Genomic DNA, 9,998 nt, shown 5'->3' on the forward strand with positions numbered 1-9,998 from the left:
CTCAGATGCCCGCTGCGTTGTCGAGGTCAGGATTCTGGCCTTCGCGCTGGTGGCGGCGGAACAGCGGCGATTTTTGATCCCAAGACGCTTGGTAGGTTTCCGAAAAGACAGACAAACCTTTCAGGGCGTCATGGATGCTGCGGTCGGGGCGCGTCGCATACGCATCGAAGCCGACGCGGTGCATGGAAAACAGCTGGTCGCGCAGCACGTCGCCGATGGCGCGCAATTCACCCCGGAAACCCAGGCGGGCGCGCAGGTTGAAGGCGATGGAATAGCCGCGGCCATCCGTGAATTTCGGGAAGTCCACGCCGATGAGTGGCAGTTGCGCCACGTCGGCCGCCAGGTCTTCCGGGCGTTCGTCGCTGGCCAGCCAGACGCCGATGTCGGGCAGGCGCGCGGCCAGGGTCTCGCGCTGGGCCAGCCATACGGGCAGTGGCACGATGACCTTGCCGGCAGGCACGACGACCGTTTCCGGCGTCTCGGTTTCATCGAGGCGCAGCAAGCCCCAGGTGTTCGGCACCACGGCAGCGTTCTTGATGATCTCTTCGCGTACTTCAAACATATTCGTCCTCTCCCACCAGGTTGCCGACCGTGATCGGCGTTGCATAGACATGTTCCTTGAACGGCGCCAGGCCCAGGCGCTGGGCCGTGTCGACGAAGCGCTCGCCTTCATGGCGGTCGCGCACGTAGACGTGCAGCAGGCGGCCGATGACTTCAGGCATCTGCAGGGACGAGAACGATGGTCCGATGATCTTGCCGATGGCGGCATTGTTGCCCTGCGCGCCGCCTATCGACACTTGATACCATTCGCTGCCATCCTTGTCGACGCCGAGGATGCCGATGCTGCCCACGTGATGGTGGCCGCAGGCATTGATGCAGCCGGAAATATTCAGTTCGATCTCGCCGATGTCGTGCTGGAAATCGATGCTGTCGAAGCGTTCGGCAATGGCGGCCGCGATCGGCAGCGACTTGGCGTTCGCCAGCGAGCAGAAATCGCCGCCAGGGCAGCAGATCATGTCGGTCAGCAAACCGATGTTCGGCGTGGCCAGGCCGTGCGCCTTGGCTTCCTGCCACAGCTTGAACAGTTTCGATTGCTCGACGTCGGCCAGCACCAGGTTTTGCTCATGCGTCACGCGCAGTTCGCCAAAGCTGTAGCGGTCGGCCAGGTCGGCCACGAAATCGATTTGCTCGGCCGTCGCGTCGCCCGGCGGCACGCCCGTTTTCTTCAGCGACAGCACCACGGCCACGTAGCCGGGGCGCTGGTGCGGCTTGACATTGCGCGCCAGCCAATTTACATAGGCCTTGTTGTCCGCGTGTTCCGCCTGGTAGTCGAGTTCCGGCAGGGCAAGGTAGGCAGGTGGATTGAAAAAGTCTGCTACGCGCTGCATTTCCTCTGCCGTCAAGGTTTCAGGCCCATCCTTCAAATCGACCCACTCTGCTTCCACCTGGCGCGTGAATTCTTCCACGCCGATGGCTTTCAACAGAATCTTGATGCGCGCCTTGTATTTGTTGTCGCGGCGGCCGTGCAAGTTGTACACGCGCATGATGGCCTGGATGTACGTCAGCAAGTGCTGCCATGGTAAAAAGTCGCGCACGACGCTGCCCAGAATCGGCGTGCGGCCCATGCCGCCGCCAGCCATCACCTTGAAGCCCACTTCGCCAGCCGCGTTGCGCACGGCCGTCAAGCCGATATCGTGCACGGCGATGGCGGCGCGGTCTTCCTCGGCGCCATTGATGGCGACCTTGAATTTACGCGGCAGGGCGATGAATTCCGGGTGGAAGGTGCTCCACTGGCGCAACACTTCCGCGTACGGGCGCGGATCGATGATTTCATCGGCGGCGACGCCGGCGTAGGGGTCTGATGTTGTATTACGGATACAGTTGCCGGAAGTCTGGATCGCGTGCATTTCCACGGAAGCCAGGTCGGTCAGGATATCGGGAGTCTGTTCCAGTTCGATCCAGTTGAACTGGATATTCTGGCGCGTGGTGAAGTGGCCATAGCCGCGGTCATACTTGCGCGCGATGTGCGCGAACATGCGCATCTGCTTGGCCGACAGCAAGCCGTACGGCACGGCGATGCGCAGCATGTAGGCGTGGCGTTGCATGTACAGGCCGTTCTGCAGGCGCAGCGGAATGAACTCTTCCTCTGTCAGTTCATTGGCGATACGGCGCGCAACCTGGTCTCGGTACTGGGCGATACGTTCTTTGATGATGAGGTGGTCGTACTGATCGTAATGGTACATATCAATTCCTAAAAAAGCCGGGGTGCTGGAAGATTGCCTGGGATTATGTTCTTGATACTGCTCTTGTCACTTGTTCTGTCACTAATAGATTAGCTTCACTGCCACGCCGGTCAAGGTCAGGGCCAGCAGCACGCGTAGAAATTTTTCCGGCACGGAGCGGGCGACCCAGGAACCGAGCGTGATGCCCGGCAGGGAGCCGACCAGCAGCGAGGCCAGCAATTCCCAGTGGATGGAACCGAGCCACCAGTGGCCCAGGGCGGCGATGGCAGTCAGGGGCACGGCGTAGGCGATATCGGTGCCCGCCACTTCTGCCGAGCTCATGCGTGGATACAGCATCACCAGCAGGGTCGCGCCGATGGCGCCGGCGCCGATCGACGATACCGTCACCAGCACGCCCAGCACGGCGCCGGCGATGATGGTCGCGGCAGTAAGCTGCTTGCCTTGCAATTGTTTCTCGGGGTGCGCGTTGATCCAGGCCAGCATGCGGCCCTTGAAGATGAGTGCCACGACGGTCAGCAGCACGGAGGCGGCGATCGAGTAACGGATGATCTGGCCGATTTCCGGTGACAGGGTGCCGAACGATTTCAGCGCCAGGGTAGCGATGACGGCGGCGGGCAGGGCGCCCATGCACAGGCGCTTGACGATATCCCAGCGGACGGTGCCACGCAGGCGGTGCGTCAGGGTGCCGGCGCTCTTGGTGATCGAGGCGAACGCCAGGTCTGTGCCCACCGCCACGGAAGGCGGTACGCCAAACAGCAGGGTCAACAGCGGCGTCATCAGCGAGCCGCCGCCCACGCCGGTCATTCCTACGAGTAATCCTACGGCAAATCCTGAGACTATATAAGACAAAGTCATGCTTGCACCCCCAAAGTACTCGCAATAGTAATAAACTTAGTGTTTATTCCAAACTACTAAGTACGCATTTGCTTATATGCGATATGCGTATATGCATGAATGCAAAATCATGGGTAGGGCGGAAACTCGGCAAATTATGGCAATCTAGGGCAAACCAGCAATGAATCTTCATCAACTGCGCTTCGTGCGCGAAGCGGTCCGGCAGAACTATAACCTGACGGACGCCGCCAAGGCCTTGTTTACGTCGCAACCGGGCGTATCGAAGGCCATCATCGAGTTGGAGGAAGAGCTGGGCGTGGATATTTTTACACGCCACGGCAAGCGCATCCGCGGCTTGACGGAGCCGGGTCGTTTGGTGCTGGAATCGGTCGAGCTGATCATGCAGGAAATCGACAGCATGAAGCGCATCGGCAAGGAGTTCGCGGCGCAGGACAGCGGCAGCTTTACCATTGCCACCACGCATACGCAGGCGCGCTACACCTTGCCCAAGGTCGTGCAAGCCTTCATGCTGAAGTTCCCGAAGGTGAGATTATCATTGCTGCAAGGAAATCCGCGCCAGATCGCAGAGATGGTGCAGCGCGACCAGGCCGATCTGGCCATCGCCACGGAATCGATCGCCGCCATCGATGGCTTGATCACCTTGCCATGTTATCAATGGGAGCACGTGGTGGTGGTGCCGGTCGACCATCCGCTGCTCAAGTCGAAGTCCGTGACCCTGGAAGAAATCGCCGCTTTCCCCCTGATTACCTATGACAGCGCGTTCGCCGGACGCAACAAGATCGACCATGCTTTCGTGCTGCGCGGCCTGAAGCCGGACATCTTGCTCGAAGCCATCGATGCGGACGTCATCAAGACTTATGTCGAGTTGGGCATGGGGATTGGTATCATAGCGGGTATGGCCTTCGATGCCGAGCGCGACAAAGGCTTGCGCGCCATCCCTGTCGGCCACCTGTTCGGCATGAATGTGTCGCGCGTGGCCGTCAAGCAAGGCGCGTATTTGCGCAGTTATATTTATACCTTTATCGAGTTGCTGACGCCAACCCTGAACCGCAAGCTCATCGAGCAGGCGATGAGTGGTGATAAAGAGCACTACGAACTCTAACAATGCAGGAAGTCGGCCGGGCGAGTTGCCTGGCCAAGATTATTTAAGAAGAGAAGAAACAATGATTACCGATCAGCTTGCCAAATATTACGCCACCATCGCGCAGCAGTACGAGCGCGTCTATGACAAGCCCGAACGCCAGGACGACCTGGAAGTGTTGCGCGACAAGGTCGCCGACGTGCTGGAAGGCCACACCGTGCTGGAGCTGGCCTGCGGCACCGGCTACTGGACGGAAGTGGTCGCCGAGTCGGCCGAGTCCGTGCTGGCCACCGATCTCAACGATGAAATGCTGGCACTGGCCCAAGCGCGCGGCTTGCCTGACAACGTTACCTTCGCCAAGCTCGATGCCTTCAATTTGCCCGATGACTTGCTGGGCAAGTTCACGGCCGTGTTCGCCGGCTTCTGGTGGTCGCACGTCAAGCGCGAAGACCAGGACAAATACCTGAAGCAATTGCGCAGCAAGCTGGGCAAGGACATCCTGCTGGTGCTGATCGACAATTCCTATGTCGACGGCAGTAGCACGGTGATCGCGCGCACCGACCTGGAAGGCAATACGCACCAGTTCCGCACGACGGAGGGGGGCGAGCGCTATGAGGTGCTGAAGAATTTCCCGTCGGATAGCCACCTGCGCAAGAAGTTTGCCCACTCGGCCCGCGAAATCCGCATGAAGCGCCTGGAATACTACTGGCTGCTGAGCTGCCGCCTGAAATAAGGCCGGCTCGGCAACATCAACCGCCCTCGGGCGGTTTTTTTTTGCCTGTTGTTTTTATGTGACACGGTGTTGTGCCAAAAAGCAACATCTTGTCGATGTCATATTGTTGAAGTATTTGGCGGGCATGATTCGGTTCAGCAGCTAAGCAGCTCAGCAGCAGCTCAACTTGTCCAACCTAATGTAGAGAATATCAAGTGAAAAAAATTACTCTGGCAGCATTGATCATCGGCACCTTCGCGGCAGCTACGGCGCAAGCGCAATCGAACGTCACCGTGTATGGTCTGGTTGACCTTGGTATTGCCAAGACCACGGGCCAGCCGACCGTGGAACGCGAAAACAATGCGTCGCGCCTCGGTTTCAAGGGCACGGAAGATCTGGGTGGCGGCCTGTCCGCGATTTTCAACCTGGAAAGTGAATTCCTGGCCGACACCGGCGCGCAAAAAGGCGTGTTGTTCGACCGTCAAGCTTATGTGGGCTTGAAAGGCGCTTTCGGTACCGCCATCCTGGGCCGCACCAAGAATCTGGTCGATAGCACCATCGCCCGCGTCGACCCATTCAACACCTACGGCGTAGTCGGCAAGAACAATGAAGCCCTGCTGCGCTCGGGCGTCGGCACGTCGCGCGTCAACAATGCCGTGACCTACAACAGCCCAAGCTTTGAAGGTTTCGTGGGCAGCCTGCAATACGTGTTGAGCGAAGTCAACAGCGCCGATGCTGGCGTGATCGGTCTGGCAACGTACGACAATGGCCCGATCAGCTTGCACGCCGGCTACGAAAAGGCCGTGCAAGCAACGGCAACGGCAGCCAAGGCTGACCTGTGGTCCATCGGTGGCGGCTATAAATTCGGCCCAGCCAAGATCACGGCCGCCTATTCGAAAGGCGACACCAAGGTTGCCACGAGCGGCGAATACAAGTCCTACCTGATCGGTCTGAACTACTCGGTTGGCGGCGGCGATGCCAAAGTGTCGTATGGCAAGCAAGAGCAAAGCAACAACAAGGTCAAAGATAAGGACACGATCAAGGAATTTGGCTTTGGCTATGACTACCACCTGTCGAAACGCACCGACGTGTACGCTTACGCAGGCCGCGAGCGCGTCAAGTCGCTGACCTCGTACCAGGTCGGTATCGCACACAAATTCTAAGCATCGGTTGATGTGACGGATGACAAGGGCGCCTGCGGGCGCCTTTTTCTATGACATCGGCGCTGCTGCCGCCTCTGCATGCATGGGCAGCGAGATGTCGATGCGGGTGCCGCCCAGTTCATTGTCGGCGCCAATATGGATGCTGCCCTTCAAGCCCCACACCCGTTCGCGCATGCCCAGCAGTCCCAGTGCAGCGGCTTTTTCCAGCTCGTGTTCGGCAATGCCGCGGCCATCATCCTGGATGGTGATCGCAAGCGAGGAATCGATGCGATGCAGGGCGATGGTGATGTTGTTCGCTTCGGCATGGCGCGCGATATTCGTCAGCGCCTCTTGCACGATGCGGTAGATGGCCGTGCTGCGCGCGTCGTCGAGCACGAGGTCGGTCTCGTCGGCCAGCAAGTCAAAATGCACGGGGCGGCGCAGCAGGAAGTCGTGGCGCAGTTTTTGTAGTGAAAAATACAATCCCCCTTCATCGAGCGCGCGCGGACGCAGGTTGCTGGCGATGCGCCGCAGCGAGGTGATGGCCGTTACGAGCAAGCCGTCCATGCTATGCAGCAACGCTTGCAGGGGCAAGGTAGTATCCATGTGCTGGCGCGCAAGCGTCAGGTCGCCCCGCAAGGTGGCTAGCAACTGCCCCAGGTCATCATGCAGTTCGCGCGCGATATGCTTGCGCTCTTCTTCGCGGATGGTTTGCAGCGCGCTCGATAATTCACGCAGTTGTGAAAAGGAGCGCGCCAACTGCTCATGCATCTGCTGGCGCGCACTGATGTCGCGCACGATGATGGTAAATACGCTATGGCCGTCCTCCTGTATTCTCGAGAGCGAGCCTTCGAGAGGAAACATGGCGCCATCGCTGCGCCGCCCGGTCAGGGTGTAATCGGTGGCGCGCCGACCCGTCAGGCGCACCTTCTGGTTGATGTCGCCAAACGGTGGATCGCCATCGTGCTTGCCCGGGCCGTCCAGGGTACGCAAGTCGCGCAGGATGTATTGGCCCAGGCACATGCCGCGCATGCTGGCCGGCGTGCCATCGAACAATCTGGCTGCCGCCGCGTTCGCATGCAGGATGATTTGCCCGCTGTCGATGCTGATGATGGCTTCGCTGGCGCTGTCGATGATGGCTTGGCCACGCGCCTGCCGTTGCCGGCGGGCTTTCAGTGGCGGAAACAAGCACAGCAACAGCGTCGCCGCCATGCCCAGTGGCAGGATGCGCAGCAGCGTGGAACTGCCTCGGTCAGGCATGGGGTTCTCCTTGCGAACGTAACGAAGGCAGGGCAGAAATGGCGAACGGGATGTCATGCAGCCTATGCCTGTTGGCGCGGCGCGGCTTGATGTGGCGCAGGAAGTGAAAAGAAGAGAGTCATGCGCCGCGCCGGCCTGGGCCGGGCGGCGGCGAGACACTTACATTTGCTTGAACAGGTGCAGGAAGCTGCGGCTCACTTCGAGCTTGTCGGACTTGCCTTTGATGAGCACCAGATGGCGGCCGCGGATATCGCGCGTCACGCCTTCGATGGCATTCACGTTGACCAGGGTGGCGCGGTGGATTTGCCAGAACAACGAAGGGTCCAGCTCTTCGGCCAAGTCGCGCACAGGCTTGCGGATCAGCGCCTCATACTTGGCGGTCTGCACGCAGGTGTATTTCTCGTCAGAACGGAAGAACAGAATTTCTTCCACGGGGATCATGCGCAAATCCTGGCCGATGCTGGCCTGTATCCATTGCAGGTAGGTGGGCTTGGCCGTGATTTTTTCTGCCAGCTGCGACAGCATGGCCGTGACGCTGCTGTTGACGTCCAGGGCCGGCTTGTTCAAGTGCGTTTTCAAGCGCTCTACCGTGACCAGCAAGCGCTCATGCTCGGGTGGTTTGAGCACATAGTCGACGGCGCCCCGCTCGAAGGCTTCGACGGCATGCGTGTCATAGGCCGTGACGAAGACGATATGCGTCTTGCCGCCTATCACTTGCGCCGCTTCCATGCCTGTCTTGCCCGGCATGCGGATATCGAGGAAGGCAAAGTCAGGTTTGAGTTGTTCCACCAGTTCGATCGCTTCGTCGCCATTCTTGGCTTCGCCGATGATTTCCAGTTCAGGCCAGGCCTGGCCCAGGCGCAAGCGCAGCTGGTCGCGCATCAGTCTTTCGTCGTCGGCAATAATAGCGGTAGGCATAGGTCTCAAGTGTGAACAGGCGAAGATTGATTATTCAATGATTTAGCGTTTTTATCAACTACTCTGTCTTATTTGGACAGTTGATATGGCACTTCGATCACGGCGCACACGCCGGACGGTTGATTTGGCGTAATGGTCAGGCTGCCCTGATCGCCATGCAGCAGCTTCAGGCGCTCGCGGATGGTGGGCAAGCCCAGTCCCGTGCCATCGCTGGGCACCACGCCAAAGCCGAGGCCATCGTCGGTTACCGTCACACGCAGCTTGCTGTGCGCCACTTCCGCCACGATTCGCAGGGTGCCGCCTTCCGGTTTGACTTCCAGGCCGTGCTTGATGGCATTTTCCACCATCGATTGCAGCATCATGGGCGGGAAGGCGGCGCTGCGCAGGCCATCGGGAATCTGGAAATCGACGGTCAGGCGTTCTTCCATGCGCATCTTCAGCAAGTTCAAGTACGCTTGCACCATGTCCGCTTCGCGGCCCAGATTGGTAATCAGGGCGTTGTCGCGCATTTGCGGCAGCACGGCGCGCAGGTACTGGATCAGGCTGCGCTGCATCTTGGCCGCGCGCGGAGGATCGACCTGGATCAGGTGCTCGACGGAGGCAAGTGTGTTGAACAGGAAGTGTGGCTCGACTTGCGCCTGCATCATCTGCATCTTCGCTTCGCTGAGCTGGCGCTGCATGGATTCGCGCTCGGCAGCCTCGTTTGCCGTGACAGTCTCCGCTTCGGCGCGTTTCTTGCCGCCGACCAGCGCCTTCATGGCAAACAGGGCCAATACCAATAGCGAGACAAAGCTCTTGAACCAGGTCGAGGCTTGCTGATGGTAGCGCGACACTTTTTGTTCTGCCGCATCATCGACCGCTTCTTCTATGGCGTTCGACAGCTCTTCACCGATTTGCGGCGGCAATTCAATGTGGACTTCTTCCCCTGACGCATTGGTGGTCACCGGATAGCTGGGTTTGGCGGGGGCGGCTGGTGGTTCCGGCGGTTCGGGCGGCACGGCATTGGCCTGTGCATCTGCCTCGGCTGCATCGCTGGCCACGTCGGCCGCGCTGGTGCGCCGGTTCTTGCTGTTGCGGGGATTGAAATGGATGCCCGTATCGTCGATCAGGATATTGGTTTCACCCGAACCCTTGCTGCTGCGTTTATGCGACTTGATGACCACTTCTTCGTCCGGGCTGGACGAGAACAGTTCATCTTGCAAAATGGAGCCGGCGATCAGGGCCAACGCGGCGAACAGGAAAAATTTCCACCAGGACAGCTGGGTGACCCACGTCGTCGTCGCGTCGAATGCCCGTTGCAACCAAGCGAGGATGGTTTTCAACAATTGGGGCAGGCTGGAAATCGGAAGCATGGGGGCACTTTCAAGTACAAGAGTTAATCGACGCAGCGGGCAAGTTTAACCCCTTGTTGAGTAGCGTCAGAGTCTGATGTTGCCACTGTGCCTAAAGACCACGAAACACGCCAGCCGATTGCGACAGGCTGCACTAAAAGGCGCTTGAAGTGAAGACAAGGCTTGCTGGACGGTGAGGGCGGGCATTTGCGTAAAATAGCCCTTGCGAGGCGTGCGTGGCAGGGCTATAATTCGCCCCCTCGCTGAACGACGCATGCAAATGCCGAGTAAAGCAGGGTGAAAAAAGAAGGTTGACGAAATGCTGCAAACGCTTCATACTCTTCCTTCTTCGCAGCTGACAAACACAACGCTTTGTCGATGGCGCGAAAGTAGCACTGAATACGGTTCTTTAACAATTAACAGTCGATAAGTGTGGACATTTGATGTAAGTGCAGC

General features: G+C 59.0%; 9 protein-coding genes. 3 read left to right on the forward strand and 6 right to left on the reverse strand.

The window, feature by feature from the left end:
- Window position 1: 1 nt before the first annotated feature.
- The 3 genes from K0F85_RS19465 to K0F85_RS19475 form a co-directional block, all read right to left on the reverse strand.
- On the reverse strand, window positions 2-562 hold the full coding sequence (locus K0F85_RS19465; RefSeq protein WP_219117589.1) for a DUF934 domain-containing protein: 561 nt from the start codon (window positions 560-562) through the stop codon (window positions 2-4).
- Window positions 555-2,243 (reverse strand): nitrite/sulfite reductase, encoded by a 1,689-nt coding sequence (locus K0F85_RS19470; RefSeq protein ID WP_219117590.1) that lies wholly within the window; start codon window positions 2,241-2,243, stop codon window positions 555-557. The genes K0F85_RS19465 and K0F85_RS19470 overlap by 8 nt, the downstream gene beginning before the upstream one ends.
- An 81-nt stretch (window positions 2,244-2,324) precedes the next feature.
- Window positions 2,325-3,098 carry a sulfite exporter TauE/SafE family protein gene (locus K0F85_RS19475; protein ID WP_219117591.1) on the reverse strand — a complete coding sequence of 258 codons (774 nt, stop codon included), beginning with the start codon at window positions 3,096-3,098 and terminating at the stop codon, window positions 2,325-2,327.
- A gap of 160 nt (window positions 3,099-3,258) precedes the next feature.
- Between K0F85_RS19475 and K0F85_RS19480 the strand changes: the two genes are divergently transcribed.
- From K0F85_RS19480 to K0F85_RS19490, 3 genes are all read left to right on the forward strand, one after another.
- Window positions 3,259-4,200, forward strand: a complete 942-nt coding sequence (locus tag K0F85_RS19480) for a CysB family HTH-type transcriptional regulator (RefSeq protein ID WP_034751505.1) — start codon at window positions 3,259-3,261, stop codon at window positions 4,198-4,200.
- Window positions 4,201-4,261: 61 nt separating this feature from the next.
- Window positions 4,262-4,912, forward strand: a complete 651-nt coding sequence (locus K0F85_RS19485; protein WP_219117592.1) for a class I SAM-dependent methyltransferase — start codon at window positions 4,262-4,264, stop codon at window positions 4,910-4,912.
- A 194-nt stretch (window positions 4,913-5,106) separates the two neighbouring features.
- Window positions 5,107-6,054 carry a porin gene (locus K0F85_RS19490; protein ID WP_219117593.1) on the forward strand — a complete coding sequence of 316 codons (948 nt, stop codon included), beginning with the start codon at window positions 5,107-5,109 and terminating at the stop codon, window positions 6,052-6,054.
- 48 nt (window positions 6,055-6,102) lie between these two features.
- Here K0F85_RS19490 and K0F85_RS19495 read toward each other — a convergent pair whose 3' ends face one another.
- From K0F85_RS19495 to K0F85_RS19505, 3 genes are all read right to left on the reverse strand, one after another.
- The gene (locus tag K0F85_RS19495) at window positions 6,103-7,293 is read right to left on the reverse strand and encodes a PAS domain-containing sensor histidine kinase (RefSeq protein WP_219117594.1); all 1,191 of its coding nucleotides are present in this window, start codon (window positions 7,291-7,293) and stop codon (window positions 6,103-6,105) included.
- A gap of 159 nt (window positions 7,294-7,452) precedes the next feature.
- Entirely contained in the window at window positions 7,453-8,211 is a 759-nt protein-coding gene (locus K0F85_RS19500; protein ID WP_034782231.1) for a LytTR family DNA-binding domain-containing protein, read from the reverse strand.
- A gap of 68 nt (window positions 8,212-8,279) precedes the next feature.
- Window positions 8,280-9,563 carry a sensor histidine kinase gene (locus K0F85_RS19505; protein ID WP_219117595.1) on the reverse strand — a complete coding sequence of 428 codons (1,284 nt, stop codon included), beginning with the start codon at window positions 9,561-9,563 and terminating at the stop codon, window positions 8,280-8,282.
- Between the last annotated feature and the right edge of the window lie 435 nt (window positions 9,564-9,998).

The organism is Janthinobacterium sp. UMAB-56, assembly GCF_900095265.1.
Taxonomy (GTDB): domain Bacteria; phylum Pseudomonadota; class Gammaproteobacteria; order Burkholderiales; family Burkholderiaceae_D; genus Janthinobacterium.